The organism is Mesorhizobium sp. M7D.F.Ca.US.004.01.2.1, assembly GCF_003997785.1.
Taxonomy (GTDB): domain Bacteria; phylum Pseudomonadota; class Alphaproteobacteria; order Rhizobiales; family Rhizobiaceae; genus Mesorhizobium; species Mesorhizobium loti.
This window is the reverse complement of the sequence record NZ_RZRQ01000012.1, coordinates 1-26,810: the sequence shown is the minus strand read 5'-3', so window position 1 is coordinate 26,810 and position 26,810 is coordinate 1. Positions and strand designations below refer to the sequence as shown.

General features: G+C 62.8%; 25 protein-coding genes. 13 read left to right on the top strand and 12 right to left on the bottom strand.

Annotation, left to right across the window (positions count from 1 at the left end; all coding sequences use genetic code 11):
- Window positions 1–8: 8 nt before the first annotated feature.
- The gene (locus EN993_RS04235; RefSeq protein ID WP_206532342.1) at window positions 9–1,541 is read right to left on the bottom strand and encodes an HWE histidine kinase domain-containing protein; all 1,533 of its coding nucleotides are present in this window, start codon (window positions 1,539–1,541) and stop codon (window positions 9–11) included.
- Between the two features lie 160 nt (window positions 1,542–1,701).
- On the opposite strand from EN993_RS04235, the gene EN993_RS36930 reads away from it, so the two are divergent.
- On the top strand, window positions 1,702–1,875 hold the full coding sequence (locus tag EN993_RS36930) for a hypothetical protein (protein ID WP_164548799.1): 174 nt from the start codon (window positions 1,702–1,704) through the stop codon (window positions 1,873–1,875).
- Window positions 1,876–1,904: 29 nt separating this feature from the next.
- Here EN993_RS36930 and EN993_RS04230 read toward each other — a convergent pair whose 3' ends face one another.
- Window positions 1,905–2,825 carry a diacylglycerol kinase family protein gene (locus EN993_RS04230; RefSeq protein WP_109665166.1) on the bottom strand — a complete coding sequence of 307 codons (921 nt, stop codon included), beginning with the start codon at window positions 2,823–2,825 and terminating at the stop codon, window positions 1,905–1,907.
- 289 nt (window positions 2,826–3,114) lie between these two features.
- Between EN993_RS04230 and EN993_RS04225 the strand changes: the two genes are divergently transcribed.
- Window positions 3,115–4,458, top strand: coding sequence for a PRC-barrel domain-containing protein (locus EN993_RS04225; protein WP_127262474.1), 1,344 nt, complete (start codon window positions 3,115–3,117; stop codon window positions 4,456–4,458).
- Between the two features lie 61 nt (window positions 4,459–4,519).
- On the opposite strand, the gene EN993_RS04220 is transcribed toward EN993_RS04225, so the two are convergent.
- A complete protein-coding gene (locus EN993_RS04220; protein ID WP_127262473.1) occupies window positions 4,520–6,082 on the bottom strand; it encodes an alkaline phosphatase family protein in 1,563 nt (520 codons plus the stop codon).
- Between the two features lie 226 nt (window positions 6,083–6,308).
- Between EN993_RS04220 and EN993_RS04215 the strand changes: the two genes are divergently transcribed.
- The 4 genes from EN993_RS04215 to EN993_RS04200 all read left to right on the top strand — a co-directional run bounded on the left by EN993_RS04215 (window position 6,309) and on the right by EN993_RS04200 (window position 9,386).
- The gene (locus EN993_RS04215; protein ID WP_109665493.1) at window positions 6,309–7,241 is read left to right on the top strand and encodes a VOC family protein; all 933 of its coding nucleotides are present in this window, start codon (window positions 6,309–6,311) and stop codon (window positions 7,239–7,241) included.
- Window positions 7,242–7,245: 4 nt separating this feature from the next.
- Window positions 7,246–7,881, top strand: a complete 636-nt coding sequence (locus EN993_RS04210) for an alpha/beta hydrolase (RefSeq protein WP_109665179.1) — start codon at window positions 7,246–7,248, stop codon at window positions 7,879–7,881.
- Between the two features lie 2 nt (window positions 7,882–7,883).
- Window positions 7,884–8,183 carry a GNAT family N-acetyltransferase gene (locus EN993_RS04205; RefSeq protein WP_109665182.1) on the top strand — a complete coding sequence of 100 codons (300 nt, stop codon included), beginning with the start codon at window positions 7,884–7,886 and terminating at the stop codon, window positions 8,181–8,183.
- Between the two features lie 144 nt (window positions 8,184–8,327).
- A complete protein-coding gene (locus EN993_RS04200; protein WP_127262472.1) occupies window positions 8,328–9,386 on the top strand; it encodes a dipeptidase in 1,059 nt (352 codons plus the stop codon).
- 6 nt (window positions 9,387–9,392) lie between these two features.
- On the opposite strand, the gene EN993_RS04195 is transcribed toward EN993_RS04200, so the two are convergent.
- From EN993_RS04195 to EN993_RS04180, 4 genes are read right to left on the bottom strand one after another with little or no spacing between them, the layout of a single operon-like run.
- Entirely contained in the window at window positions 9,393–9,653 is a 261-nt protein-coding gene (locus tag EN993_RS04195; RefSeq protein ID WP_127262471.1) for a hypothetical protein, read from the bottom strand.
- Window positions 9,654–9,655: 2 nt separating this feature from the next.
- The gene (locus tag EN993_RS04190) at window positions 9,656–10,930 is read right to left on the bottom strand and encodes an aminomethyltransferase family protein (protein ID WP_127262470.1); all 1,275 of its coding nucleotides are present in this window, start codon (window positions 10,928–10,930) and stop codon (window positions 9,656–9,658) included.
- Window positions 10,931–10,933: 3 nt separating this feature from the next.
- Window positions 10,934–12,499, bottom strand: a complete 1,566-nt coding sequence (locus EN993_RS04185; protein WP_127262469.1) for an NAD(P)/FAD-dependent oxidoreductase — start codon at window positions 12,497–12,499, stop codon at window positions 10,934–10,936.
- Window positions 12,486–14,105: an NAD(P)/FAD-dependent oxidoreductase gene (locus tag EN993_RS04180; protein WP_127262468.1), complete on the bottom strand. Its 1,620-nt coding sequence runs from the start codon at window positions 14,103–14,105 to the stop codon at window positions 12,486–12,488. Before EN993_RS04180 ends, EN993_RS04185 begins: the two co-directional genes overlap by 14 nt.
- Window positions 14,106–14,306: 201 nt before the next feature.
- Between EN993_RS04180 and EN993_RS04175 the strand changes: the two genes are divergently transcribed.
- From EN993_RS04175 to EN993_RS04155, 5 genes are all read left to right on the top strand, one after another.
- The gene (locus EN993_RS04175; protein ID WP_109665205.1) at window positions 14,307–15,101 is read left to right on the top strand and encodes a methyltransferase domain-containing protein; all 795 of its coding nucleotides are present in this window, start codon (window positions 14,307–14,309) and stop codon (window positions 15,099–15,101) included.
- Between the two features lie 27 nt (window positions 15,102–15,128).
- Window positions 15,129–15,821, top strand: coding sequence for a transcriptional regulator BetI (betI, locus tag EN993_RS04170; RefSeq protein ID WP_245468629.1), 693 nt, complete (start codon window positions 15,129–15,131; stop codon window positions 15,819–15,821).
- A gap of 29 nt (window positions 15,822–15,850) precedes the next feature.
- Window positions 15,851–16,933, top strand: coding sequence for an ABC transporter substrate-binding protein (locus EN993_RS04165; protein WP_127262467.1), 1,083 nt, complete (start codon window positions 15,851–15,853; stop codon window positions 16,931–16,933).
- 118 nt (window positions 16,934–17,051) lie between these two features.
- Window positions 17,052–18,128 (top strand): extracellular solute-binding protein, encoded by a 1,077-nt coding sequence (locus EN993_RS04160; protein ID WP_127262466.1) that lies wholly within the window; start codon window positions 17,052–17,054, stop codon window positions 18,126–18,128.
- Complete coding sequence (locus EN993_RS04155) at window positions 18,125–19,414, top strand: flavin monoamine oxidase family protein (protein WP_127262465.1); 1,290 nt, start codon at window positions 18,125–18,127, stop codon at window positions 19,412–19,414. The genes EN993_RS04160 and EN993_RS04155 overlap by 4 nt, the downstream gene beginning before the upstream one ends.
- Before the next feature lie 46 nt (window positions 19,415–19,460).
- On the opposite strand, the gene EN993_RS04150 is transcribed toward EN993_RS04155, so the two are convergent.
- From EN993_RS04150 to EN993_RS04140, 3 genes are read right to left on the bottom strand one after another with little or no spacing between them, the layout of a single operon-like run.
- Complete coding sequence (locus EN993_RS04150) at window positions 19,461–20,534, bottom strand: ABC transporter ATP-binding protein (RefSeq protein ID WP_127262481.1); 1,074 nt, start codon at window positions 20,532–20,534, stop codon at window positions 19,461–19,463.
- Between the two features lie 16 nt (window positions 20,535–20,550).
- Window positions 20,551–21,375, bottom strand: coding sequence for an ABC transporter permease (locus EN993_RS04145; protein WP_109665222.1), 825 nt, complete (start codon window positions 21,373–21,375; stop codon window positions 20,551–20,553).
- Window positions 21,372–22,289, bottom strand: a complete 918-nt coding sequence (locus EN993_RS04140) for an ABC transporter permease (protein ID WP_127262464.1) — start codon at window positions 22,287–22,289, stop codon at window positions 21,372–21,374. Before EN993_RS04140 ends, EN993_RS04145 begins: the two co-directional genes overlap by 4 nt.
- Before the next feature lie 272 nt (window positions 22,290–22,561).
- On the opposite strand from EN993_RS04140, the gene EN993_RS04135 reads away from it, so the two are divergent.
- Window positions 22,562–23,983 carry an aminotransferase gene (locus EN993_RS04135; RefSeq protein WP_127262463.1) on the top strand — a complete coding sequence of 474 codons (1,422 nt, stop codon included), beginning with the start codon at window positions 22,562–22,564 and terminating at the stop codon, window positions 23,981–23,983.
- Window positions 23,984–24,061: 78 nt separating this feature from the next.
- Here the strand turns inward: EN993_RS04135 and EN993_RS04130 are convergent, their stop codons facing one another.
- Entirely contained in the window at window positions 24,062–24,241 is a 180-nt protein-coding gene (locus tag EN993_RS04130; RefSeq protein ID WP_127262462.1) for a hypothetical protein, read from the bottom strand.
- 160 nt (window positions 24,242–24,401) lie between these two features.
- Between EN993_RS04130 and EN993_RS04125 the strand changes: the two genes are divergently transcribed.
- Window positions 24,402–24,917 carry a hypothetical protein gene (locus EN993_RS04125; RefSeq protein ID WP_245468628.1) on the top strand — a complete coding sequence of 172 codons (516 nt, stop codon included), beginning with the start codon at window positions 24,402–24,404 and terminating at the stop codon, window positions 24,915–24,917.
- Between the two features lie 53 nt (window positions 24,918–24,970).
- On the opposite strand, the gene EN993_RS04120 is transcribed toward EN993_RS04125, so the two are convergent.
- Window positions 24,971–26,173: an aromatic ring-hydroxylating dioxygenase subunit alpha gene (locus tag EN993_RS04120; RefSeq protein WP_109665232.1), complete on the bottom strand. Its 1,203-nt coding sequence runs from the start codon at window positions 26,171–26,173 to the stop codon at window positions 24,971–24,973.
- Between the last annotated feature and the right edge of the window lie 637 nt (window positions 26,174–26,810).

Here is a 26,810-nt window from a genome sequence, read left to right as displayed (position 1 = left end):
CTGGGAGGTCACTTCGACAGGTCTTCCAGCGGCATCGATATTTCAGCAAACACCCCTTCCGGCCGGAACTCATGGGTCACTTCGCTTGAAATGACCTTGGCAAGGCTGCGGCGGATGAGGATCGAGCCGAAGCCGTGCCGTTCCGGCGGGGCGACTTGCGGGCCGCCGCTTTCGCGCCAGGTCAGCACAAGGCGGCGGGCACCCTTCCTGCCTTGCGTCTTCCACCCGAGATCAACCTTGCCTGATACCACCGACAGCGATCCATATTGCAGTGCATTGCTGCCCAGTTCATGCAGGATCAGGCCAAGCCCGACGGCCTGGTCGGGCGACAGCAGCAAGTCGTCGCCGGAGATCGTCATGCGCGGCTGCTCGGCCGTTTCGAATGGCCTGACCTCGATCTGGACGAGTTCACGGATGCCGATGCCGCGCCACTCGCGGTCCGACAACAGATTGTGGGCGATGCCCAGGGCCTGAAGCCGGGCGCCGAAGGCCTCGAGGAACTGGCTCGGCTGGCGGGCATGGCGCACGGTCTGTGTCGCCAGCGCCTGGACGGTCGCTAGCGTATTCTTGACGCGATGGTTGAGCTCACGCAGCAGCAGCCGTTGCCGCTCGTCGCCAAGCTTGCGCTCCGAGATGTCGTAGTTGACGCCGAAGATCAGCGTCGGCTTGCCGTCACCGTCACGCTCGATGACACGGCCGCGCGTGGCGAGCCAGCGCGGCGGATGAAAGCCCTTCACCCGGTATTCGCCGAAATAGTCGTCGCTGCCGGTCAAGGCGTCGCGAAAGCGGGTTTCGGTCTGGTAGACGTCGCGCGGATCGATGGCGGTGAGGATGTCGCGTGCCCGCAGCCGGTTCGAGCGCGGCAGGTTGAACAGCTCCGACAGCAAGGTGTCGCATTCGATGATGTCGGTGCGGATGTCCCACGCCCAGCTGGCGAGCGACGCCGCATCGAGCGCGATGGCGCGTCGTTTTTCCTCACGCACCAGTGCGGCCTCGGCGATGGCGCCGCTGCGGGTCGCGTCCTTCAAGGTGAACAGGCTGGCGGCGAGGCCGGCGAGCGCCTTCAACTGGTCGAGCTCGGCGCGGGATGGAAAGGCATGCGGCTTGCGGTCGAGAACGCAGAGCGTGCCGATGCGGGCACCTGCCACGACCATCGGCGCGCCGGCATAGAAGCGGACATGATGCTTGCCGGTGACCAGCGGGTTGGCGTTGAAACGTGGGTCCGTCGTTGCATCCGCCACCACCATCGGCTCTTCGCCGGCGGCAATCGCATGAGCGCAAAAGGAGATGTCGGTCGCGGTTTCGGTCTGGTCCAGGCCGAAGCAGGATTTGAACCACTGCCGCTCGTGGTCGACGAGCGTGACCAAGGCTATCGGCGCCTGCATTACCGCCGCGGCAAGGCTGCTGATGCGGTCGAAATCCGGGTCGGCCGCCGTATCCAGCATCTCCAGCCCGTGCAGCACGGCCAGCCGGTCTTCGGCACTGACCGCCAGCGCAACGTCAGCCGGCAGATCCGGCACTTTTTCCGCCTTGTTATTCACCCAGGTCCCCGTTGCCCTGTTTTGGTCTTCGTCGTCGCTTCGCCGGTCTGTCGATCCAGAACCAGCCGGCCGGCCGGAACCATCCTAGCGAGGAACCGTTACCCGACCATGTTGTTTTGCCGGACGCGCCAATTGGCGCAAACCGATCCGAGGGCCGACCATGATCAAGATCATTCCTGAGGACAAAGCCCGTCAGGGGCGCTGGGGCCGGCATGGCCTGCGCATTCTGATCGCTGCGTTGCTGCTGGCCTTTGTTGCTTGGGGGGCCGCCGAGATTTATGGCGAATTGATCAAGAAGGACACGACCCAACAGGGCAGTGCTCCCAGCGGCTAGCTTGTCGGCGGCAATGGGTACGAATCGCATCAGGCGGCCTTTGCCTCGGCGACGCTGGCCGGCACCAGGACATTGAGCGCGCCGGGCTGGATTTCGATCGTCGTTTCACGCTCAAGCCTGATCAGTTCTCCGTCCATCACGGCACGAAACTTCCGGCTCCCCGAGTGGATTTTCAGGACCGTCCTACCCGCCTGATGGATTTCGACATGTTCGTTGTCGCGCCATTTGCCGCGCGCCATGTTGAAGAAGAACTTGACCAGTTCGGCGCGCTGCTGCGCCACCGTGACATAGACGCCAAGCACGCCGCCCGCCGGGTTGTCGGCGTAAGGCAAGTGGCCTTCGCCGAACAAATTGTTGGTGATGCCGATGCCGGTAATGCGGGCCGCCATCTCGGCTTCGCCGATGCTGAGCGTCACGTTCATCGCCGGTGGATTGTTGATCGTCGCCCAAGCCGCCTTGGCCGAGGCACGGATCTTTCCCAGGCGAGAACCGAACTCCATTTTCTGGCGCAGTTGCACCATCTTCGCATGCATGCCGATCGAGAACTGGTGAACGAACGGCCGGCCGTTGGCGGTCGCTATGTCAACCGCGATGATTTCGCCGTCCGTGAAGGATTTGAGCGCGGCATCCAGGGACTGCGGAATGCCCAGCCCGCGCGCGAACAGGTTCATGGTGCCGGCCGGCAATATGGCAAGCGCCTTCTTCGTCCCCATCAACCGGGCGGCTGCGGCAGAAATGGTCCCGTCGCCGCCACCGGCCAGCACGACATCGACAGAGCGGCGTGAGGCCGCGCTGTCGAGCGTTTCCACCACATCCTTGCCGTCGACAATCTCGATGCTGAGAGAGTGGCCTGCCGTCTCCAGCGCCTGGCGCATCCTGTCGGAGAAAGCGGCAAGGTCAATGGTCCGCAAGGTGCCGCCGTCCCGGTTCAGCACCGCTGCGAATTTCATGCCCCACTCCGTTATTCGACCATGGTCGGACCGGGACAAAGACAAACCCAGCCATAGGCTGCAACGCGGCGAGGTGGGAAAGGTTCCGTGTGTGGCGAAATCCGCGATCGGGCTTAAGGCTGTGACGGAGACGCTTGTCGATTTCTTGCCACGGACTCCGCGCGCTTTTTGTCGGAACAACAGCATGCTCACGACGTTGTGAACTGTAGAAGTTGCCGCGTCAGATCTCCCCAGCGACGGGTTCAACCGGGCGCGGCGTGCACGAAATCACGCACCAGGAGAGACGATCATGATCCGCAATCTTCTAGCCACGACCGCACTCGCAACGCTGATCGCGACCGGCGCTCATGCGCAGAGCGCGACAACGCCGGCACCAGCGGAGGCGCCTGCCGTTCAGGAGCCGGCTGCCGCCGCTCCCCTGCCGCGCGCCGAGGGCAGCATTGTCACCAACATCATCGGTGAATCCGTCTACAACGGCACCGGCGACGATGCCGAGAGCATCGGCAAGGTCAGCGACGTCGTCTTCGACAAAGATGGCCAGGCGAAATCCGTCGTCATCGGCGTCGGCGGCTTTCTGGGTGTCGGAGCGAAGAACGTCGCTTTCGATTACGATAAGCTGCAATGGGCCGAAAAGAACGGCGATCGCTGGCTGGTTGCCCAGACGAGCAAGGACGAGCTGACGGCGCATCCGGAGTTCGACAGCAAGCCCTACGCTCCGGCACCAGCACCTGCTGCATCGACTGACGCAACAGCACCGACGGCACCCGCGACGACGGATACGGCGCAGAAACCTGTCGACCTGAATGCGGCTCCGGCGGAACCCGTGAAGCGGGCCGACGGCAACCTTGCCACCAACATCATCGGCGAAACCGTTTACAACGGCACCGGCGATGACGCGCAGAACATCGGCAGCGTCAACGACATCGTTCTGACCAGGGAAGGCAAGGCCGAGTCGCTTGTCATCGGCGTCGGTGGTTTCCTTGGCCTCGGCGCCAAGAATGTCACCTATGATTTCTCCAAGGCGCAGTGGGCCGAGAAGAATGGCGACCGCTGGCTGGTGGCCCAGACCACCAAGGAAGAGCTGCAGGCGCAGCCGGATTTCAACCGCAAGGCCTATGATCCGGTACCCGCGACCACGGCATCCAATGAGCCGGCTGCAACCGCCCCGGCCGCTGTGCCGTCCGACGCCCCGGCTCCTGCTGCCGCTCCCGTAGACAAGACGGCCGAGGCCCCGGCAGCGACGACCCCTGATGCCTCGGCTCCCGACCAGACGCAAACGGCAGCTATCGACAAGTCGACGCTGACGGAAATGCCGGTTGGCGAGATCCGTGGCGACGATCTGAAGGGCACCACTGTCTACGGCGCCAACGACGCCAAGGTCGGCGAAATCGGCGATGTCGTGCTCGCGCCCGACAACAAGACCGACGCGGTGATCGTCGATGTCGGCGGCTTCCTCGGCATTGGCGAAAAGGAAGTCGCGGTCGGCGTGGATAATCTCAAATTCATGACCGACAAGAACGGCAAGAAGTACCTGTATACGACCTTCACCAAGGAACAGCTCAAGGCTCAAACCGCCTATGACAAGGGCAGTTATGCCGAGAAGCGGGACCAGCAGCGGATGATTGTGAAATAGGAATAGGCAGTAGGGCAGTAGGGCAGGACCGTCGTCGTACCGGTTCGGTTTCCCTGCTGCCCTATTCGCGTACTGCCCCGGCGACGTGGCCGACAACGCCGTGTTCCGTCAGTTCAGCCAGCGCTAGCGACTGGTCAAGATGCTCAGCCCGCCAGGCGAGAAGCCGTTCGGCGAACTCCAGCCGTACGGCCAGATAAGCAGGGTGCTTGGCCAGATTGTTCAATTCACCCGGATCTGTTTCTAGGTCGAACAGCAGCGGCGGCAAGCCGCCGCCGAAATGCACATATTTGAATTTTTCCGTGCGGATGACGGCGAGGTTGCATTGGCGTGAGGTGATGCCGAAATGGCGTTCGGCCTCGCCTTCGGCAATCGAGCGGAAATCGAACTCCCAATGCGCCGCATCGCGCCAGTCTGCAGGGCTCCCGCCGCTCAAAAACGGCTTCAGCGAGGTGCCGTCGAGGTGCGGCGCGGGGTCCGCGCCGAGCAGGTCGAGAAGCGTCGGCACAATGTCCACCGCTTCGGTGAAGCGATCGACGCTGCCGCCAGCCGCCTTGCGGTGGCTGGGGTCGCGGATGATCAGCGGAATGTGGTAGCTGCCGTCGAAGTAGCCGCCCTTGCCCAGCATGAAATGGTCGCCCATCCTCTCGGCGTGATCTGACGTCAGCACGATGATGGTGTCGTCCCACGCGCCCGCGGCCCTGACTGCTTGCCAGATGCGGCCGAGCTGCGCGTCGACCTCCGAGATCATGCCGTAATAGATCGCCCGGATGCGGCGGAAGTCGTCATCGCTCCAGTCGTGCACCTTGCCATTGGCGTCGGCACGGAACCTGGCCTGCTTCTGTCGGCCAATGTCATAGGCGAGGTAGGGATGGCTCTGCGCCTCTTCCTGCCAGCTTGCCGCGCGCCGGAAGGCCGGGCCATCGGCAGGTTGATACATCGTGTTGTAGGGTTCCGGCACGATGAAGGGCGGGTGCGGGCTGATGAAGGAAAGATGCGCGAACCACGGCGCGGCGTCGTCCTGCTCGCCAAGCCAGCGCGTGAATTCGCCGGTCAGGAAGGCGGGCGGGGTTTCGTCCCTTGAGTAGACGGGCGGGGCGTTGCTGACAGCGCCAGTCTTGTCGCCGTTCACCGGTCGATGGATGTCGGGAGACCCGGCGCTGGTGTCGATACCCCGCTGCTTCAGCCAGGACAGCCACTGTTTCTGATGTTCGGGCAGCAACTGGCGCACCGTAAAGCCTGGCAGCACGCCTTCATAACTTTGCAGCCGCGGGTCGCCCGGCGCCAGCAGGCGCGGATCGAGCGAGACATCGGTGTAGCCGAACAGCGTCGGATCATAGCCGAGGGCGCGCGCATGCAGCGCGATGTTGCCGTGTCGGGCGTCGAGCGGCGTGCCGTTGCGGCAGACGCGGTTGTTCATCTGGTAGAGGCCGGTGTAGAGGCAGGCGCGGGCCGGCGAGCAGGGCGCCGCACCGCCATAGTGCCGCTTGAACAGCACACCCTCTGCGGCCAGTGCGTCGGCATTCGGCGTCTTCACAACCGGATGGCCCGCAGACGACAGACAATCGCCGCGCCACTGGTCGCATGTGATCAGCAGAATGTTAGGCCGCCTGGTTTTTCCAATCACGCGCGATACTCTGTCCTGGGATGGTCGAACGCCGCTCATGGAACCGAATTCTGGCGCTGGCGCAAGCCTGTCATGTGAGTCAATTGGTGAACAGAACTCTTTGTATTGTTCACTTTTACAGCACAGTCCATTCTGTGTTTGCCGCCTTTGCCCAGAGCGGCCGCGTCCTCATATTGGCGTGGACAGCGGCGAGGGCCGCACAAGCACCAAGGGAAGGAGCAAGACAATGCTCGACCAGATCAAAGGCCTGCATCACGTCACATCGATGGCCAGGGATGCCCGCCAGAACAATGAGTTCTTCACCAAAAAGCTCGGCCAGCGCCGGGTCAAGAAGACCGTCAATTTCGACGCGCCTGATGTCTACCACCTTTATTACGGCGACGAGGCCGGGACGCCCGGTTCGGTGATGACCTATTTTCCGTTCCCCGACATCGGCAAGGGCCGGCATGGCGTCGGCGAAGTCGGCACCACGGTCTACTCGGTGCCGGAAGGCACGCTCACCTACTGGGAAAAGCGTTTTGCCGATGAGGGCGTCACCGGCCTGTCGCACGAAGAGACATTCGGCGAGAAGCGTCTGGCCTTTGCCGGACCGGACGGCGACGGCTTCGCGCTGGTCGAGGACAAGGCTGACAGCAGAGCGCCATGGGCGAAAGGTGGTGTTCCCACGGACGAGGCCATCAGAGGCTTCCACTCGGTGTCGCTCCGGTTGAAGGATGGCGACGCCACTGAGGAGCTGCTGAAGTTCATGGGCTATGAGGAAGTCGACAGGTCCGGCAACGTCAGGCGGCTGGCGGTGAAGAACGGCAATGGCGCCGATGTCGTCGATATCGAATCGCTGCCGGCTGCTGCCTTCGCCGATCTCGGCGCCGGCTCCGTCCATCACGTCGCCTTCGCCGTCGAGAATCGCGCCAAGCAGCTCGAAGTGCGCAAGGCGTTGATGGATACCGGCTATGGCGTGACGCCGGTGATCGACCGCGACTATTTCTGGGCGATCTATTTCCGCACGCCGGGTGGCGTGCTGTTCGAAGTGGCCACCAACGAGCCGGGTTTCGATCGCGATGAGGACACCGCTCATCTCGGCGAGGCGCTGAAGCTGCCGACGCAGCACCAGCACCTGCGGCCCTATCTCGAACAGCATCTGCAGAAGCTGGAAGGCTGAGGTCATGAGCAAGGACGCTTACATCCACAAGTTGCTGCCCGGTTCGCCGGGCGGTCCACTGCTGTTCGTCTTCCATGGCACGGGAGCCGATGAGAACCAGCTTCTGTCGCTGGGGCGCGATCTCGCGCCCCAGGCAACCATCATCTCGCCGCGCGGCGATGTGTCCGAACAAGGTGCTGCGCGCTTCTTTCGCCGTACCGGCGAGGGCGTCTACGACATGGACGATCTGGCACGGGCGACGGACAAGATGGCGGGCTTCGTCAAGGCGCATGTCGAGGCGGCCCATGTCGGGGCGGCAAAGCCGTCGATCGTGCTTGGTCTCGGCTACTCCAACGGCGCCAACGTCCTGGCCTCGGTGGTGTTTGCGGCACCGGCGCTGTTCGACGCCGCGGTGCTGATGCATCCGCTGATCCCGTTCGAACCGGAGGTGAAGGGCAGTCTCGCCGGCCGCCATATTCTGCTGACCGCCGGCAAGCGCGATCCGATCTGCCCGCCGAACCTGACGACGCGGCTCGAAGCCTATTTGCGTGCCGACGGCGCCGATGTCACAGTGGAGTGGCATGAAGGCGGGCACGAGGTGCGGCCAAACGAGATCGAGGCGGCGCGGCGGTTCTTTGCCGATGCTGCCCAAGGAGTATAGCGATGCCTGACCAACTGCCTGAGATCGAGCTTGAGGATCGCGGTTCCAAGGGTCGCTATGTCCTGCGCGGGCCCGGTGGCGCCGAGGCCGAGATGACCTTCACCAAGATCGGCGAGCACCAGATCATCATCGACCATACCGAGGTGCCGGACGCATTTCGTGGCCAGGGTGCCGGCCTTCGGCTCGTCACCCGCGCCGTCGAGGATGCGCGGGCGGCAGGCAAGAAGATCATCCCGCTCTGCCCCTTCGCCAACGCCCAGTTCCGCCGCCATCAGGAGTGGGCCGACGTGCTGAAGCGGTAGGATTTTCGTCACCGGGAAACGGCGCGGCAAGTGGCTGCCATCCCACCGGGATGGCTTTGGCATTTGCGCGGGTGGCACATCCTGCCTAAGTAGATATGGTGTATCTCAGCCCCCTTGCCGACAAACGAACCGAATGATCCCCGTATGACCGAAACCGACCTCGTTCCCGTCTTCGACGGCCACAACGATACGTTGCTCAGACTCTACCAGTCGAAAGACACGGACGTCGAAAAGCTGTTCATCGAGGGGAAATCGGGCGGTCATATCGACCTGCCGCGTGCCAAGGCCGGTGGCTTTGCCGGCGGCATGTTCGCCATCTTCCCGCCGCCAGTCGAGAAATCCAGGCGCAGCGCCGTTCCCCTGGCGCCGAGCGCTGCCGAGCCGCTGCCGCCCGAGGTTCCGCGCAATGATGCGCTGGCCTCGACGATCGCGATGGCCTCGATCCTGTTTAGGCTGGAACGGGCCGGAGCGCTCACCGTCTGCCGCAGTGCCGGCGATGTGCGCAACGCCATAGCGCAAGGGTCGATCGCAGCGGTGTTCCACATCGAAGGGGTCGAGGCGATCGATCCCGAGCTCACCATGCTCGACGTGCTGCATGCAGCCGGCCTGCGCTCGCTCGGCATCGTCTGGAGCCGGCCGAACGCCTTCGGTCACGGCGTACCGTTCCGCTTTCCGTCCTCGCCTGACACCGGGCCCGGCCTGACCGATGCGGGCAAGGCGCTGGTCAAGGCCTGCAACCAGCTGAAGATCATGATCGACCTCTCGCATCTCAACGAGAAGGGTTTTCGCGATGTCGCCGCGCTCAGCGATGCGCCGCTGGTCGCCACCCATTCCAACGTGCATGCGATCTGCGGCCATTCGCGCAATCTCACCGACTGGCAGCTCGGCGCGATCCGCGAGTCCGGCGGCATGGTCGGACTGAACTTCGCCACAGGCTTCCTGCGCGAGGACGGGCGCATGAATGCCGACACCAGCCTCGACATCATGGTGCGCCATGTCGATTCGTTGCTGCAGGCTCTGGGTGAAGACGGCGTCGGCCTCGGCTCCGATTTCGACGGCGCCATGATCCCGTCCGTCATCGGCGACGTCGCCGGCCTGCCGAAGCTGATCGATGCCTTGGCGGCACGTGGCTTCGGCCGCGCGCTGATCGAAAAGATCGCCTATCGCAACTGGCTTGGCATGCTCGAGAAAACGATAGGTTAGAACGACTTATTGGAAGCCCATGCGCTTCAGCCAGTCCTTGCCGACACCGCGATCGCGGATGATCGGCAGCGGATCTTCCGAATCGAGCCGCGCGCAGATGCGGTAGACTTCGAGCGTCTCGGAGGTCATCTCGCCGCGCTTGTAGAAGAACATGGCGGCGGCATAGCGCGTGCGGCCGGACCATTTCTCGCCGAGCGGTGTGTTGACCAGCTCCCACTGTTCGGCGGCTTCCCCATCTTCTTGCTGCTTGTCGGCTTCGTCGGTCATGATCAGAAGTCCGCCGGCGGATTGGCAGTGCGGCGGTCGAGCTTGATGAACGGACGCGCCACCACCTTTGCCCGCTTCATCAGCTTCTGATACTGCAGCTCGCGCATGGCGTAGGTCTCGACCCAGAGGTCCTCGACCATGGTATCACCGTATGGCCGCGCCAGCGAGGCGATGGCGATGTTGCGCTTGGCCATCGGCGACCACATGGCGGCGCTGACCAGGCCAACCTCGTGGGCTTTCTTGTGGTAGACGATGGCGTGTTCGGCAGGGATGTTGCCTTCGATCTCCAGCCCGACCAGCACATAGCGCAATTTGCGTTTCGCTCTCGCCTCGAGGATGGCACGGCGGCCATTGAAATGGCCCTTTTCCAGATCGATCATGAAGCCGAGCCCGATCTCGTCGGGCATGCGCAGGCGGTCGGCGCGGATGGCGTGCTCGGCGGTTGTGAAATCCGCATTGGCAACGATCAGCCCTGCCTCCAGACGGGCGCGGTTGAGCGCGGTGTAGCCGATGGCGCGGATGCCGCGCAGGTCGCCCGATGTCATCAGCCGGTCCCACAGGCTCAGCGCCTTGTCGGCCGAAACGAACAGTTCGTAGCCGAGATCGCCGGTGAAGCCGGTGCGCGAGATGGTGACTTGGGTGTTTCCTTGGGGGCCGCCATCATGCGGGAAGTCGGCGAGGTCGAATATTTTCAGCCTCTCGACGCCGGCAAAGCCAGCATCGCGCAGCACCGCAAAGGAGGTCGGGCCTTGCAAGGCGAGGCCGGCCACCGCCTCAGTCTCTTCCTCAACGATCACATCGAAACCGCCGGCGCTGTCGAGCAGCCAAGGCAGATGCCGCTCTTGCGAACACAGCCGGAAGCGGGTCGGCGACAGACGGAACAGTGTGCCGTCATCGAGGACGAAACCCTCGTCGTCGCACCAGGCTGTGTAGTGGACGCGGCCGGGCCTGAGCTTGGTGACATCGCGCAGCGTCACGCGGTTGAGCAAGGCTTCGGCGTCCGGCCCCTCGATCCGGTATTTGGTCATCGGCGAAATGTCGAACAGGGCCGCCTGGCTGCGGATGGCGAAGTATTCAAGCTCCTCGTCCCACAGCGAGTGGGGGGCGCGGTAACCGGCCCAATTGTACCAGTCCTGGGTTCTGGCCAGCGCGTCGATGCGCGGCTGGAATGGCGTGCCCAGACGCAGCGTGTGGAAATGAGCCTGCGCTGCGATGCGGGCGGAAACGGGCGCGCCGGCTGCCTTTGCGACGGGTTTCTTCTTGGTTGCCTGGGCCATGGCCTATCCCTTCATCGCGATGATGCGTCGTGCGGCGTTGAGGCCAGGTGCGCCGGAGACGCCGCCGCCGGGATGCGAGCCAGCGCCGGCCAGGAACAGCCCATCGATCGGCGTGTCGTAGCCGGACCAGCCGGAGACGGGGCGCGAGACCAGCATCTGGTCGGCCTGCAATTCGCCATGATGCCAATGGCCGCCCGGCATGCGATAGCGCGTCTCGATATCGGCCGGCGTCAAAAGCTCGGCATGGATCACGCTCTTGCCGATGCCGGGCGCGTAGGACTCGAGCTGCGCCATAACAGCCTTGAGGAATTTCGGCTTGCCGGCATCCCAACCCTCCTTCAGCGCATAGGGAGCGTATTGCAGGACCGCCGACAGCACGCAGGCGCCGCTGGGTGCGAGCGACGGGTCGGCGAGGCTTGGCAGCGTGATCTCCATCACCGGCTCCGGCGAGAACTCGCCATATTTGGAGGGATTGAAGGCGCGCTCCACGTGATCGGGCGAGGGGGCGATGACCAGCCGGCCCTTGTGGCCGGCGGCATCGACACCGGTGAATTGCGGCGGCCGGTCGAGCGCCAGATTGAGCTTGGCCGTATCGCCCTTCATGCGAATGTTCTTCACCTTGCGCACGAAACCAGTGTCGATCTCGCACGGTCCGACGAGGTCGAGGAAAGTCGTCGCCGGATTGATGGCGGAGACGATCGTGCTCGCGTGCATCACCTCGCCATTGTCGAGCGCGACACCGGCGGCGCGGCCTTTCTCGACGATGATTTTTGCCACGGGCGCCAATGTGCGGATTTCGACGCCGGCCTTCGCCGCCGAGGCACGGATGGCAGTGACGACCGCGCCCATGCCGCCTTGCGGCAGGACCTGCGCGCCGGCCGCACCATCGGTCTCGCCGGCCAGCCGATAGTAGAGGCCGAGCAATGAGGTTGGCGAGCGCGGACCGAGATGGCTGCCCAGCGTAGCGTCGAAAGCCAGCAGGCCCTTCAGCCTGATGTCGGTGAGCTGTTCATCCAGCAGGTCGGCAACGTTCATCAACAGCACGCGCAGGAAGTCGCGCATGTCTTCCTTGCCAAGTTTCTTCAACGCCAGCGCGGTCTGGCCGAGTGAAACGGTTTCCAGCAGCGACATGCCGGCGAGATCGGGCGGCCGGCGGTAGAGGAACGGCTTCAGGATGCCGGCATAGCGCAGCAGCTGCGCGCGCAGTCCCTTCCAGGCCGATTGCTCGGACGAACTGGCGCCAGTCAGCACCTCGCCATAGGCGCCATGCAGGACAAGCGGCGGGCCGTCTTTCGACAGCGCCACCGACGGCATGAAGTCGGCGCGACCAAATTGCAGCCCGTGCTTTTCCAGCTCCAGCGTCTTCACCACGTCGGGATGCAGCCGGTTCAGCAGATGGGCAATGGAGGATGCGCGAAAGCCGGGCGCGAATTCTTCGGTGCGCGCGGCGCCGCCGACTTCGCTTCCGGCTTCCAGCACCAGCACCTTGCGGCCGGCTTTGGCCAGCGTGGCAGCAGCGACGAGGCCATTGTGGCCGCCGCCAATGATGATTGCGTCAAATGACGTCATGGGCCGGGCTCATGTGGGAGGTCGACTTGGCGAGATCGCGCAGGATTTCCGCCGCGGCATTGCGGCCGGGCGCACCCATGACGCCGCCGCCGGGATGGGTCGAGGAGCCGCACATATAGAGCCCATCGACCGGCGAACGGTACTGCGCGTAGCCCGGAACCGGACGGTTGAACAAAAGCTGGTCGAAGGTCAATTCGCCCTGGAAGATGTTGCCCTCGGTGAGGCCGACTTCCGCCTCGATCTCGCGCGGCGTGCGCACCTCCATGTGGACGATGCGGTCGCGGAAGCCAGGCGAGTATTCAGCGATCTGGGCAATCACGCTTTCGGCGAAGCCGTCGCGATCGGCATCGGTCCACTCGCGGCCGCCGATCTTGGGCGGGGCGTATTGCACGAAGCAGCTCATGAAATGCTTGCCGGGCGGCGCCATGGTCGGGTCGAGTGTCGTCGGGATGACCATGTCGAGGAAGGGATCGGCCGACCAGCGCCCGGCCTTCCAGTCGTCATAGGCGCGCTCCATTCGCTCCATCGAATCGGTGAAATGCATGTCGCCGCGATAGACCGGCGAATCCTTCGGCAGCGCTGGGAATTCCGGCAGCGAATCGAGCGCGATGTTGACCTTGCCGGACGAGCCGCGGATCTTGAAGTTCCTCACCCGGCGCAGGAAGATGTCGGGCAGTTCCTTTTCCTCGACAAGCTTGAGGAAGGTGCGCTTCACGTCGGCGTTGGAGACGACGAGCTTGCCGTAAATCTCCTCGCCGCCGGCCAGCACCACGCCTTTGGCCTTGCCGCGCTTGACCAGCACACGGTCGACCTCGGCGCCGGTGCGGATGGTTCCGCCCGACGCCTTGAAGGATGCCGCGAGTGCCTTGGTGACGGCGCCCATGCCGCCGCGCGCATAGCCCCAGGCACCGACCGAGCCGTCGACCTCGCCCATATAGTGGTGCAAAAGCACGTAAGCCGTGCCGGGCGACATCGGCCCGAGCGCGGTGCCGATGATGCCGGACAAAGCGAAGTTCGCCTTGATGACATCGGTCTCGAAATACTCGTCGAGGAACTCCGAGATCGACATGGTCCAGAAGCGCAGCGTCAGCGCCATTTCCTGCGCCGACAGGCCGGCGAATTTCTTGCCGAGATAGAGCAGTTCGCCGAGGTCGCGCGGCCGCAGGCTGGTCGGGTCGGGCGCGGTACGCATCAACAGCGGCTGGATGAAGCGGCACTGCCGCGTCACGTCGCGGGCATAGCGGTCATAGGCTTCCGCATCGCGCTTGGAGAAGCGGGCGAATTCGCGCCGGTGCGCATCGTGGTCGCGGTAGTTGGCGAGGTAGTCGCCATCCCGGGTGAACACCGCGCCGCCCTCGTATGAGATGACCTGCAGGCCGAAGCGAGGCAGTTCGAGGTCGCGCATGATCTCAGGGCGAAACAGCGAGCAGACATAGGAGCAGTTGGAGTAGAGGAAGCCCGGTGTCAGTTCCCTGCTCGTGGCGGCACCGCCGACCCAGTCGTTCTTCTCGACCACCAGCACGTCGAGGCCGGCGCGCTGCAGGTAGCAGGCGTTGACCAGTCCGTTGTGCCCGCCGCCGATGATGATCGCATCCCAAGCTTTCATTTTGGCCCAGTCTTCCCGCGCGACCCGCTCTTCATTTTTGCGTGATCTGTTCCCGAATGCGCGGAATTTGGCACGGTATCAGCCATTCTGTCCAGTCATACTGAATGAATGTTCAACAAATGGTGTTGCGTTTTCTCAGCCTTGAGATACGCTTTGCGGGCTTTCCAAAGTGCTTAAATCGGCTGACGGGGACGACATCCGATGATTGAGACGGCAGATGCCGAGCCGGAGTATGACGACACTACCATCCGCTTCCTCGAGTTGCTGTGGGGCGACGGCTATCTGTCGCCGGGAGGCCCGGACGAGGTCGACCGGGTGGTTGAAGGGCTTTCGCTCAAGGACAAGACGATCCTCGATATCGGCTGCGGCTCCGGCGGCATCACGCTGCATCTGGTCGAGCGCCACGGCGCCGCTCACGCTACCGGCTTCGATGTCGAACAGCCGGTGATCGAAACGGCGAGGCAGCGAGCCGCCGCGCGTGGGCTCGCGGATCGTGTCAGCTTTATCCAGGCGCCACCGGGACCGCTGCCTTTCGCCGATTGCTCCTTCGATGTCGTCTTCTCCAAGGATGCGTTGCTGCACGTGCTAGACAAGGACGCGCTGTTTGCAGAAATCTTCCGGGTTCTCAGGCCGGGCGGCGTCTTTGCCGCCTCCAACTGGATGATCTCACATGACGGCGAACCGTCACCCGAGATGAGGGCCTATATCGCGGCGGAAGGGCTGTCCTTCGCCATGGCATCGCCGGCGCGCTATGCGCAGGCGATGCGTAGCGCCGGCTTTGCCGATGTCACTGCCAGGGATCGCAATCCCTGGTATCGCGACGTCGCGCGCGGTGAGCTGGAAAAGCTGAAAGGGCCGCTCTACCCGATGGTCGCCGCCGAGGTTGGCGCAGCCTATGTCGACAAGAACATACGAACCTGGGAAGCCATGCAGAAGGTGCTTGACAGTGGTGAGCACCGTCCCACTCATCTTCGCGGTCGAAAGCCGGTTGGATAGCCGGCGATGCTGGAGACCATCAGACCCATGAAGACTTCAGTCGCCAGGGAAGCCCTCCTTGAATCGGCGCGGAAAAGCGAGGCCGAAAAGCGCGGACGCAAGGCCTCGAAGGAGGTCAGGCAGCTTCAGCTCATCGAGGCGACGATCGATTCGCTGGCCAAGCGCGGCTATTCGGAAACGACGATGGCCGATGTTGCCGACGGCGCGGGCCTGTCGCGCGGCATCGTCAATTTCCATTTCGAGAGCAAGGAAAAGCTGCTCATCGCGACCTTGCAGCATATGTATGACGAGTATTCGTCGCATTGGCGCAACGCCCTGCAGAAGGCGGGCGATGACCCCGCCGATCAGCTTCACGCGTTGGTCTCCGCCGATTTCGACCGGTCGATCTGCAACAAGCGCAAGCTCGCCGCCTGGTGTGCCTTCTGGGGCGAGGCCAAGTCGCGGCCGACCTACCAGGCGCTGAGCAGTGCGCGCGATGCCGTCTACCAGACCATCTTCATCGACCTGTGCGCGACGCTGAAGCAAAGCGGCTCCTATGCCTATGAGCCGCAGGTCATGGCGCTGGCGCTTAGTGCGATGCTGGAAGGGTTGTGGCTGCGGTTGATGATGGGGACCGAGGACACCACGCGCGAGACCGCCTTGCAGGCGGCCAATGAATTCCTGTCGGTGGCCTTCCCGAAGCACTATCCGTCGAAGGCCGCCGGCGCGACAAAACCATAAGAACACCAGAACAGACAGAGGATGGAACAATGAAGAAACTAACCCGACGCCTGACATTGACCCTGGCGCTGACTGGTGCGCTGGCGGCTTCGGCCGCGGCACTTGCGGTCGCCGCCGACAAGGACCTGATCGTGTTCGACTGGTCAGGTTATGAAGACCCCAGCTTCCACCCGAAATATGTCGAGAAGAACGGCGACTCGCCGACCTTCGCCTTCTTCGGCGACGAGGACGAGGCGTTCGAGAAGGTGCGCTCCGGCTTCAAGGCCGATCTCGGCCACCCCTGCTCGCAGAGCGTGGTAAAATGGCGCGAGGCCGGCCTGCTGCAGCCGCTCGACAGGTCTAAGATCACGGGCTGGAAAGACCTCAATCCCGGCATCATGGCGATGAAGGATCTTGCCACGACATCGGACGGCAAGGCCTGGTTCATGCCCTGGGACTGGGGCAATACCCAGCTCACCTACAACACCTCCAAGATCGATGCCAAGGACGTGCAGTCGCTGAAGGCTTTTGCCGATCCCAAGTTCAAGGGCAGGGTGTCCATCGGCGACAATGTCGACGATGCCTATGCGCTGGCGAGCCTCGCCATAGGCCTCAAGGACTGGACCAAGATGACCGACGACCAGTTCAAGCAGGCATCGGATTTCCTGCGCCAGGTGCACAAGAACGTCCGCTCCTACTGGACCGACACGACCGACGTCGTGCAGCTGCTGAGCGGCGGCGAGGTCGATCTCGCCTGGGCCTGGAATGACGCAACAGTGCAGTCGGTCGCCGCCGGCGTGCCGATCATGGCGAAGAAGGACACCGACGAAGGCATCTCGACCTGGGTCTGCGGCTATGTGCTGTTCAAGGACGCGCCCGGCAATGTCGACAAGGCCTATGACTATCTGAACGCCGTCAACGACCCGGAGACCGCCAAGGTGCTGGTCAAGGACTGGGGCTACGGCCAGGCCAATGCCAAGGGCATGGCCGGCGTCGACCAGGCGGTCTTGAAGGAAAAGGGCTATGACGACGTGCAGAAATTCGTCGACAAGACGCTGTTCCAGTCGCCGGTGCCTTCCGACCTCAAGCTCAAGATGATCGCCGAATTCGAGAAGATCAAAGCCGGGTACTGAGCCCTTGTTCCGGGCGTCCTGTCTGCGCGTCGACAGGGCGGCAGACGGGCTCGCCAAAGTCTGGGAATTCTCCTAACCTTTAGGGGACGTTTGCGCGATCCCCGGGGGATTCTCAGCCATGAAATCGATGCTACGCCGCCTTGCCCTTGCCGCCGCGTGCATGATTGGCGCCGGTGCGGTCTATGCCTTCGCCGAAGGCGGCGGTGATCTCGTCGTGTTCGACTGGTCGGGCTATGAGGATCCGCTGCTGCACCCAGCCTACACCGCCAAATACGGCGCCGAGCCGACCTTCGCCTTCTTCGGCGACGAGGACGAAGCGTTCGAGAAGATGCGGGCCGGCTTCAAGGCCGACATCGCCCACCCCTGCTCGCAAAGCGTGGTCAAATGGCGCGAGGCCGGCATGCTGCAGCCGCTCGACACCTCCAGGATATCAGGCTGGAAGGACCTCAATCCCGGCATCATGGCGATGAAGGATCTTGCCGTCACCGCCGACGGCAAGGCCTGGTTCATGCCGTTCGACTGGGGCAACACGTCACTGCTCTACCGCACCGACAAGGTGACGGCTGAAGAGGCGCAGTCGCTCAGGATATTCGCCGATCCCAAGTTCAAGGGCCGCGTCACCATCGGCGACAATGTCGATGACGCCTATGCGCTGGCGAGCCTGGTGATCGGCCTCAAGGACTGGACCAAGATGACCGACGCGCAGTTCCAGGAGGCGTCTGCCTTCCTGCGCGACGTGCACAAGAACATCCGCTTCTACTGGACCGACGACACCGACCTCAACCAGGCCTTTATCGGCAATGAGGTCGATCTCGTCTGGGGCTGGAACGAGACCTTTGTCACGCTCAAAGGGCAAGGCATGCCGATCGCCATGAACCGCGACACCAGGGAAGGGATTTCGACCTGGGTGTGCGGCTATGTGCTGATGAAGGACGCGCCTGGTAAGCTCGATGAAGCCTATGAATTCCTCAGCGCCGTCAACGCACCCGGCGTGTCGGACTACATGGTCAGGACCTTCGGCTATGGCCATGGCAATGGCGCCGGCATGGCAGCGATCGACCACAAGGTGCTGGTCGATCGCGGCTTCGACAATCTCGACAAGTTCCTCGACAAGACGCTGTTCCAGCAGCCGGTGGCGCCAGAGCTCAAGCAGCGCATGGTCGCCGAATTCGAGAAGATCAAGGCCGGCTATTGACGGGCGAACCGGAAAAAACCGATGTCGTTATCGTCGGCGCCGGCTTCACCGGCCTGTCGGCGGCGCTTGAGCTGAAGGCAGCCGGCATCGGCTTTCTGTTGCTCGAAGCGCGCGACCGCGTCGGCGGGCGGGTCGAGTCCATGGAGATCGGCGACGGCGAGCGTGTCGACAGCGGCGGTCAGTTCCTGTGCGAGGATATGCCGGCGCTGATGGCGTTGGTTGAGGAGCACGGCAAGACGCTGGTCGAGTCCTATGTCGACGGCGAATTCATCGCCCAGCCGGCAATGTCTGCGCGGGAGGCGGAACGAACCTATGTCGGCTCGATGGCGATCCGCGATCGCATGAACGCGATCGCGCCTGATGATCCCGATATCGCCGGCTTGTCAGTCGCCGCCTGGCTCGATCGCCAGGACGACCCCGAGGACGCCAAGGCAGCCTTTCGCTCGATGATTGAAGGTCTGTGGTGCCAGGCATTGGAGAAGCTGCCGCTTTGGCACCTCATCGACAATGATCGCCGCATCACCAACGAGGTGTCGGAGCTGCAATACTTTCTCGCAGAGACGATGCATTCGCTGGCGGAGGATTTGGCTCAAGATCTGGGCGCCCGGGTGCGGCTGGGCGCGCATGTCACGCGCATCGAGCAAGGCGCAAATGGCGTGTCCATCCATGCCGGCGCGGGTTCGATAGAGGCTCGCTGTCTGCTCGTCGCGGTGCCGCCGGTCATGGCGTCGAGGATCGACTATTCGCCGCCACTGCCGGCGGCCCTGGAGAAAGCCCTTGGTGTCTGGCGGAGCGGTACGGTGATCAAGGTGCTGGTGCGCTATCCCACCGCCTTCTGGCGAGCCAAGGGCTTGAGCGGCATGGTGATGTGGCGCGACCAGCCAGGTTTGTTTGCCTGCGACGCCAGCAAGGATGACGATCATCCGGCGCTGGTGGTTTTCATTGGTGGTCCATCAGCCATCGAATGGCGCGGCTTTGGGCAGGAAGGCCTGCGCACCAGAATTGCGGCGCGTCTCGTTGCAGCACTCGGTCCAGAAGCTGCAAAATGGATCGGCTTTGCCGTCCGGTATTGGTTCGACGACCTCGGGAGTGTTGGCGGCTACAGCGATCTCATCGTCGATATGGATGCGACCGATGCCGAGTCGACAATCCTGGCTGGCTCACCATCCCTGCATTTCGCCAGTTCGGAACTGTCGCCGTCATTTCCGGGCTATGTCGAAGGCGCCATCGTCGCCGGGCGCATCGCGGCGCGCAAGATGATCGCCGAGCTTCAGATTCTTAGCTGAGCATGGTCTTTTCCGAAAACCGGTTTCCACTTTTCGGGATCATGCACTATTCGGCCATCGCCACCAAAGCCTCGGGATCGTAGGCGAGGCGGATCGAGGTGCCGACCGGGATGTCGTCGGCGCCGAAATCGTTGGTCTCGGTCACCGACAGCGGCTTTTCCAGTCCCGGTATATCGACGATCAGATGGGTGATCTCGCCGAAATAATGGCGTTCGACCACCTTGCCGGCGACCTCGAACTTGGCCGTCGCATTGTCCCATAGCACGCGCAGCCGCTCCGGCCGGATGCCGAGCGTCGCGCCGCCGCCATTGCGGACAAAAGCCTTCGGCTTGTCGGTCTTGATGCGGCCAAAGCCCAGCGTGTCGACAACCAGTGAGGCGCCACTCTCCTCGACGATCTGCGCCTTGACGAAGTTCATGCCGCCAAGGAAGTCGGCGACCTGGCGGGTGATCGGCCGCTGGTAGATTTCCTTGGGCGAGGCGACCTGCGCAATCCTGCCGCCGAACATCACGGCGATGCGGTCGGACATGGCCAGCGCCTCATATTGGTCGTGGGTGACGAGCACGAAGGTGATGCCGACCGCCTGCTGCAGGCGGCGCAGTTCGACCTGCATCTGCTCACGCAGCTTCTTGTCGAGCGCCGACAGCGGTTCGTCGAGCAGCAGCACCTTGGGCCGCATCACCAGTGCGCGTGCCAGCGCCACGCGCTGCCGTTGGCCGCCGGAAAGTTCTGTCGCCAGGCGCTTGCCGAGGCCGGTCAGCGAGACCTGCGCCAGCGCCTCCTCGACCCGGCGCTTCTCCTCGCCGCCCTGCAGCTTCAGCCGCTTCAGCCCATAGGCGACGTTTTGTTCGACATTGAGGTGCGGGAAGATCGCATAGCTCTGGAAGACCATGTTGGTCGGCCGGCGGTTGGCAGGGATGCCCTCCATCGGCTGACCGCCGACAGAGATCGACCCGCTGGTCGGATTGTCGAAACCGGCGATCATGCGCAACAGCGTGGTCTTGCCGCAACCGGATGGGCCGAGCAACGAGAAGAACTCGCCTTCCCGGATGGTCAGCGAGGCGTCATCGAGCGCCTTGAACGCCCCATAGCTGCGGGTAACGTTCTTGATCTCGATCATGGATCGTTGCTGCTGCTCAGGCATAGAGGCCTCCCTCGTTCTGGGTGCGTCTGGCGGCGCGGCGACGCAGGATTTCAGCGACGGTCATCAGCAGGAAGGAGGCAACCAGAAGCAGCGTGCCCAGCGCCAGCACGCCGGGCAGCTTGGCCGCGAAGCGCAATTGGCCCCAGATGTAGATAGGCAGCGTCGCTTCAGTGCCGGTCAGGAAGAAGGCGATGATGAATTCGTCGAGCGAAATGGTGAAGCAGACCAGCAGGCTGGAGATGATGGCCGGCGCCACCATCGGCAGCGTCACCCGCCGGAAGGTGCCGAAGGCGCTTTCGCCGAGGTCGGCGGAGGCCTCTTCCAGGCTGCGGTCGAAGCCCTCGAAGCCGGAAGTCAGCACCGTCATCGAATAGGGAATGCAGACCAGCACATGGCCGAGCACGACGGTGAACAGCGACAGGCTGAGACCCAGCTGCAGCATCACCAACAGCATGGAGATGGCGACGATCACCTCCGGCAGTACCAGCGGCGCCATGATCAGCCCGTGGATGGTGCTGCGGCCGGGATAGCGATAGCGGGTGATCGAGCGGGCGGCGAGGATGCCGAGCACAGTTGACAGGACCGCGGCCGACACGCCGACGATCATGCTGTTCCAGGCGGCGTCGAGCAGGGCCGGCGTGCGGGGCAGATCCTCATACCAATGCAAAGTGAAGCCAGTGAGCGGAAATTTTGGTGTCGCCGCTGTGTTGACCGAGAAGATCGGCAGGAAGATCACCGGCAGATAGAGGAACACGACGTAGAGAAACGCATAGGTCGCCAGCCAGCCGCCGGACAGGAAACGCCGCACCGCCATCATCGCGCCAGCCTCTGCACGGCGCGGATGATCAGCACCGTGGCGCCCGCCATCAGCGTAACGATCAGCATGGTGGTGACGGAAAGGGCGGCACCCAGCGGCCAGTTGGAGGCCTTGCCGAACTGCGCCTGGATGGCGTTGGCGATCATGACGCCGTCCTTGCCGCCGACCAGCTTCGGCGTGACGTAGTCGCCGACGGTCGGGATCATCACGATCAGTGCTGCCGAGATGACGCCAGGCGCCGACAGCGGCAAGGTCACGCGCAGGAACGAGCGCAGCGGACCATCACCGAGATCGGTGGCTGCTTCGACCAGCGTGCGGTCGACCTTTTCCAGCGAGACGAAGATCGGCAGGATGGCGAAGGCCGCCCAGGCATGGGTGAGCGTGATGATGACGGCGCTCGAATTGTAGAGCAGCGCGGTCGACGGCTCATCGATGATGCCGAGGCCCATCAGGCCGGAATTGAGCACGCCATTATAGCCGAGGATGACCTTCCACGACATCACCCGCAGCAGGTAGCTGGTCCAGAACGGGATGGTGATGAGGAACAGCCACAGGCTCTTGTGACGGCCGCCGTGGAAGGAAATGAAATAGGCGATCGGATAGGCCAGAAGGACGGTGAGCAGGCTGACCGTCAGCGAGATGTAGAGCGAGCGCCACAGGAGATCACGGTAGATCGGCTCGGTCAGCGCGACGCGGTAGTTTTCCAGCGTGAAGGTGCGGTCGATGGTCAAATAGTGCTGCGTCCAGAAGGAATGCGCGATGACCACCAGGATCGGCAGAACCAGAAGGATGAGCGCGTAGATGAAGGTCGGGCTGATCAGGGCAAGACCCTGTACGGGTTCGGACTGCAGAAGGGCATTTCGTCTGGCCCGCGTCATGCGCAACGGGGGCGCCCCTTCCGCGGCCGCCGTCATTGCCAGACTCCGGGGCGCAGGGCTCCGGGTGTGATCTCGGTTGCTGGCCTGGACTGTCCCGCCATGCGGCATCCCATTGTGCTGGCGCCGGCTGCCTGTTCCCCTTGCCGGCTTTCTTTCATCATGCGCGCATCCTTGGATTGAAATCAAGCGCTAATTCTGCAATATTGATTGAACGGACATTCAAAATGAAGTGAAGAAAGCCTCTGTTTCCAATGCTTGGCATCTCACTTCATGTCCGATGAAAATTTGTGAAGCAATGTGAGGCGATGATGGCTGCGGCAAGGGACCTGAAGACGACCGAGATGGCCGGCGCGGAGCCTGGCGACGATGCGGTCGAGCTGGCCAAGCGCCATCTTATCCAGCCCTGGCCGTTCGCCGGTTCGGTCGGCAATGAAGCGCGCGCCCTGATCGGCGAAGGCGACGGCATCTACATCACCGACAGCACCGGCAAGCGGCTGATCGACGGGCCGGCCGGCATGTGGTGCGTCAATGTCGGCCACCGCCGCGAGGAGCTCGCCAAGGTGATGTACGACCAGGCGATGGCGCTGTCCTACAACACGCCGTGGTACACGATGAACGCGCCGTCGGCGGAACTCGCCAAGCGCATTGCCGGCCATGCGCCGGGCGACCTCAGCCATGTCTTCTACACCACCGGCGGCTCTTCGGCCGTCGAGACGGCGCTGCGCTTCATGCAGTTCTATAACAATGTGCGCGGCCGACCGGAAAAGAAGCTGATCCTGAGCCGCGGCGGCGCCTATCACGGCTCGACCTACCTGTCGGCCTCGCTCAACGGCCGCCCGCGCGACCGCGACTGGATGGACGGTGCCGACGAGCTGGTCATCAAGCTGTCTTCGCCCGATCCGTTCCGCCGCCCGCGCGGCATGAGCCTTATAGCCTTCACCGATTTCCTCGTCGATCAGTTCCGCGACATGATCGCTCGTGTCGGCGCCGACAAGATCGGTGCATTCGTCGGCGAACCGGTGCAGGCATCAGGTGGCGTCGTCGTGCCGCCCGATGGCTACCTCAAGCGTATCCGCGAGATCTGCCGCGACAACGACATCCTCTATGTGTCCGACGAGGTGGTCACGGCGTTCGGTCGGCTTGGCCATGTCTTTGCCTCGGGCGACGCGTTCGGCATCGATCCGGATATGATCACCTTCGCCAAGGGCGTCACCTCGGGCTACTTCCCGCTCGGCGGCGTCATCATTTCGGAACGGCTGTTGGAAGAGTTGCGCAGGTCGAACCATCCCGACGCGATGTTCGGCCATGGCCTGACCTACACCAGCCATCCTGTCGGCTGCGCGGTGGCGCTGAAAAACCTCGATCTGCTGGAAGAGGGCGTGCTTGCCCACACGCAGGCGGTCGCGCCTTATTTCCAGGCGCAGCTGAAGATGCTGGAAGAATTGCCGCTCGTCGGCGAGGTGCGCGGGATGGGGTTGATGGGCTGCGTCGAATGTGTGGCGGACCGCGAAAGCAAGGACCCGCTGCAGCTCGACAAGGATGTCGGAAAACGCATCGACGCCCATTGCCATGAACTCGGCCTGCTGGTGCGGCCACTGATCAACATGTGCGTAATGTCGCCGCCGCTGGTCATCACCCGCGAGCAGATCGACGACATGGTTGGCATCCTGCACGAAGGCATTTCAAGGACGATGGATGATTTGAGGAAAGAGGGCGTGTGGCGGGGGTGATTTTCTCCCTTCTCCCCGTTTCACGGGGAGAAGGTGCCGGCAGGCGGATGAGGGGCGGCGGCGGGCGATTCCGTCCGATCAGCCAGCTGCTCGCCTGGCGAGCGGCCGGCGGTGCAGGTCCGCCTTCAGGATCGCCGGGTTGTAGGCCATTTCGGAGCGACCCGACATCGGTGCCGGCGGCACGATCTCATAGATCGAGTCAAGAATGTCGTCCCTCAGAACGACGTTGAAGCCAGCGATTATAGCAATTTTCCCCAAGCCCGGGACACCGCAATGCTGCAGGTTGTGGCGGCGATGTTCCGACGCCGAAAGGGGCTTCCGTCGCAAAGTTCCACAAGGCGCGCTTGCCGGACGCGACATGGACCGCCGGGGCTGCGCTAGGCAGTTGAGTTCATCTGCCTGGAAACGAAGGGCAGTAATGACGATGACGATTTCTTCGTTTCTCACCGCTCTCGGATCCGAAGGTCCGCCAGCCGATCGGGCGAAAGACATGGCCCTTTATGGATGGCTGATTGGAAACTGGGAAATGGATTCGGTCCACCACCTCGACGACGGCACAATCCAGAAATGGGATGGAGAATGCCATTTTGGCTGGGTGCTCGAAGGCCGCGCGATTCAGGATATTTGGATCAGGCCCAAACGCCCCGCGCCGTCGACGATGTATGGTACGACCTTGCGCATCTTCGATCCTGAGATCGATGGCTGGCACATCATATGGAACGACCCGCTCAACCAGGACCACTCGCGCCAGATAGGGCGGGCCGAAGGCAAGGACATCGTCCAGCTCGGCAATGACTCGCGCGGTCTGAAAACGCGATGGCGTTTCACTGAGATCACCGCCAACAGCTTCCATTGGATCGGCGAGGAAAGATCTTCCGAGAGCGACCCTTGGAAAATCACATATGAACATCTAGCTCGCCGAACAAAACCCTGAAGCTAGTGGTGTCCGCCTGGCACCACACCCGCATCTGTTTTGAACCAAGCCTTCTAAGACCGCGACCTGAGCGCGTCGTTCAAATTCCACATGTCCTTCTCCTCGGGCGCGGTCTCCAGGCCCAGCACTGGCAGCATCTTGCGCAGATGATCGTGGTGGGTGCGCACGCCATATTCGAGGTCGGAGAGATAAAAGCCCTCGAAGGCTTCGGACAGCATGGATTCGTTCGACCATACCGAGAGCTGCACATCTTCCGACATGGTGTCGCGGTCGATGCGGAAGGAGAGGTAGCGGGCGGCGGCCTGTTCGCGGCTTTCGTCGCGGTAGCGGTAGATGGCGCCGCGCAGCAGCGTCTCACCCGTCGACAGCGGAAACTCCTGATAGAACTGCACCGATTCCGGCATCACCGAAATGACCGCATTGGGGAAGATGCCGTAATAGACCCAGGCCTTCTTCAGATAGCCGGGCAGATGTGTCGGCTCGGGTGCGATCTTGACGTAGTTCTTGACGCTCCAGCGCCGGCCGGCATGCGGGTTGTAGGTGGCGAATGAGCGCGACACGCCGTTGATGAAGGGCTCGTCGAAATAGGTCGCGCCATAAAGATCCTGCAAGGCAGGATGCGCCATGGCGACGTGATAGCCCTCATTGTCGACGTCGCGCACCGACTTCCAGTTCACCGGGGTCTTCTGGTTCCAAATGCCCCAGGAGGGCACCATGTCGGCGGCGTTGTAATGCGCGAATTCGGGCTCGATCGGCTTCATCAGCTCGGCGACCGAGGGCTGCGGCCCGCCATTGCGGAAGCGGATGAAGATGAAGCCCATCCAGACTTCCAGATCGAGTGGCATCAAGCCGAACTCGGTCTTGTCGAGGTCGGGGAAGGAACGCGGACGTGCAGCGCCGCGCAGTGTGCCGTCGAGATTGTAGACCCAGCCATGGAACGGACACACCAGTGCGTTCTTGCAATTGCCCTGGCTGTCGGCAACGACGCGGCTGCCGCGGTGGCGGCACATGTTGTTGAAACCGCGCACGACGCCATCCTTGCCGCGCACGATCAAGGCGCGCTCGCCGACGACGTCCATGGTCAGATAGTCGCCGGCGTCAGGGACGTCCGAGACGTGCCCGACGATCTGCCAGTGATTGCGAAAGACGTGCTCCTTCTCGAGTTCGAGAAGGGCATCGGAATGGTAACTCCAGCCCGGCAGTCCCCGCCGGTCCCAATCGTTGGGGATCGCCACGTCACGGAGGTGCGGGTTCATAAAACGTCTCTTCTTTTTATTGAATACTCATTCAATAAAATCATATTTTTCATTGAAATGCAATGGCTTGTGAAAGTATCGAATGTTCGTTCATTCGCGCCGAAGTCGATTTTCGACCGATGCAGCCGAGGAAAATCCCGGAAATTCCAAGCCTTAACATGGCTTGTGGAACGAGCCTCTTGGGCGAGGGGCAGCGCTCGATGCCGAGAAAATCTCACCCGTTTTCCCGCAAGAATTGCTGCTTCCCTGTCCGGAGTGTGAGGTTGCTCATAGTTCGCTGGGCGAGGTTGGGCTTTGCTGCCGGATATCGACGTTCCAGCAATATCCTGATCGATGAAACAGCTTCGCAAAACAGACCAGCGTATCCGGCTGTGGCCGGTTTTGCCCGAATGTGCCCGTATCCAGCGTTGCGATGCTGTTACACGGGCACGCTCTCCGTATCATCCGCCCGTTACCAAGTGCGATTAAATTCGTTTTACCACCAAAAGAAACTTAGCGAAGGGGAAGGCAATGCATGCGAAAATCCAGACGATCCGCGGCGAGAGCCGCCTTCAGGCTCCAGAGCGCAATGACCGCCGTCCGAAACTGGCGCTGCGCCAGCGGGCCAGCGACCACCCCATGGCGATGTTCATGGTGC

Bases quoted from the DNA above. Each gene is read 5' to 3' on its own strand.
- EN993_RS36930 (WP_164548799.1), top strand. From the start codon at position 1,702: ATGATCAAGATCATTCCTGAGGACAAAGCCCGTCAGGGGCGCTGGGGC.
- EN993_RS04230 (WP_109665166.1), bottom strand. From the start codon at position 2,825: ATGAAATTCGCAGCGGTGCTGAACCGGGACGGCGGCACCTTGCGGACC.
- EN993_RS04225 (WP_127262474.1), top strand. From the start codon at position 3,115: ATGATCCGCAATCTTCTAGCCACGACCGCACTCGCAACGCTGATCGCG.
- EN993_RS04215 (WP_109665493.1), top strand. From the start codon at position 6,309: ATGCTCGACCAGATCAAAGGCCTGCATCACGTCACATCGATGGCCAGG.
- EN993_RS04210 (WP_109665179.1), top strand. From the start codon at position 7,246: ATGAGCAAGGACGCTTACATCCACAAGTTGCTGCCCGGTTCGCCGGGC.
- EN993_RS04205 (WP_109665182.1), top strand. From the start codon at position 7,884: ATGCCTGACCAACTGCCTGAGATCGAGCTTGAGGATCGCGGTTCCAAG.
- EN993_RS04200 (WP_127262472.1), top strand. From the start codon at position 8,328: ATGACCGAAACCGACCTCGTTCCCGTCTTCGACGGCCACAACGATACG.
- EN993_RS04195 (WP_127262471.1), bottom strand. From the start codon at position 9,653: ATGACCGACGAAGCCGACAAGCAGCAAGAAGATGGGGAAGCCGCCGAA.
- EN993_RS04190 (WP_127262470.1), bottom strand. From the start codon at position 10,930: ATGGCCCAGGCAACCAAGAAGAAACCCGTCGCAAAGGCAGCCGGCGCG.
- EN993_RS04185 (WP_127262469.1), bottom strand. From the start codon at position 12,499: ATGACGTCATTTGACGCAATCATCATTGGCGGCGGCCACAATGGCCTC.
- EN993_RS04180 (WP_127262468.1), bottom strand. From the start codon at position 14,105: ATGAAAGCTTGGGATGCGATCATCATCGGCGGCGGGCACAACGGACTG.
- EN993_RS04175 (WP_109665205.1), top strand. From the start codon at position 14,307: ATGATTGAGACGGCAGATGCCGAGCCGGAGTATGACGACACTACCATC.
- betI (WP_245468629.1), top strand. From the start codon at position 15,129: ATGAAGACTTCAGTCGCCAGGGAAGCCCTCCTTGAATCGGCGCGGAAA.
- EN993_RS04165 (WP_127262467.1), top strand. From the start codon at position 15,851: ATGAAGAAACTAACCCGACGCCTGACATTGACCCTGGCGCTGACTGGT.
- EN993_RS04160 (WP_127262466.1), top strand. From the start codon at position 17,052: ATGAAATCGATGCTACGCCGCCTTGCCCTTGCCGCCGCGTGCATGATT.
- EN993_RS04150 (WP_127262481.1), bottom strand. From the start codon at position 20,534: ATGATCGAGATCAAGAACGTTACCCGCAGCTATGGGGCGTTCAAGGCG.
- EN993_RS04145 (WP_109665222.1), bottom strand. From the start codon at position 21,375: ATGATGGCGGTGCGGCGTTTCCTGTCCGGCGGCTGGCTGGCGACCTAT.
- EN993_RS04140 (WP_127262464.1), bottom strand. From the start codon at position 22,289: ATGACGGCGGCCGCGGAAGGGGCGCCCCCGTTGCGCATGACGCGGGCC.
- EN993_RS04135 (WP_127262463.1), top strand. From the start codon at position 22,562: ATGGCTGCGGCAAGGGACCTGAAGACGACCGAGATGGCCGGCGCGGAG.
- EN993_RS04125 (WP_245468628.1), top strand. From the start codon at position 24,402: ATGACGATGACGATTTCTTCGTTTCTCACCGCTCTCGGATCCGAAGGT.
- EN993_RS04120 (WP_109665232.1), bottom strand. From the start codon at position 26,173: ATGAACCCGCACCTCCGTGACGTGGCGATCCCCAACGATTGGGACCGG.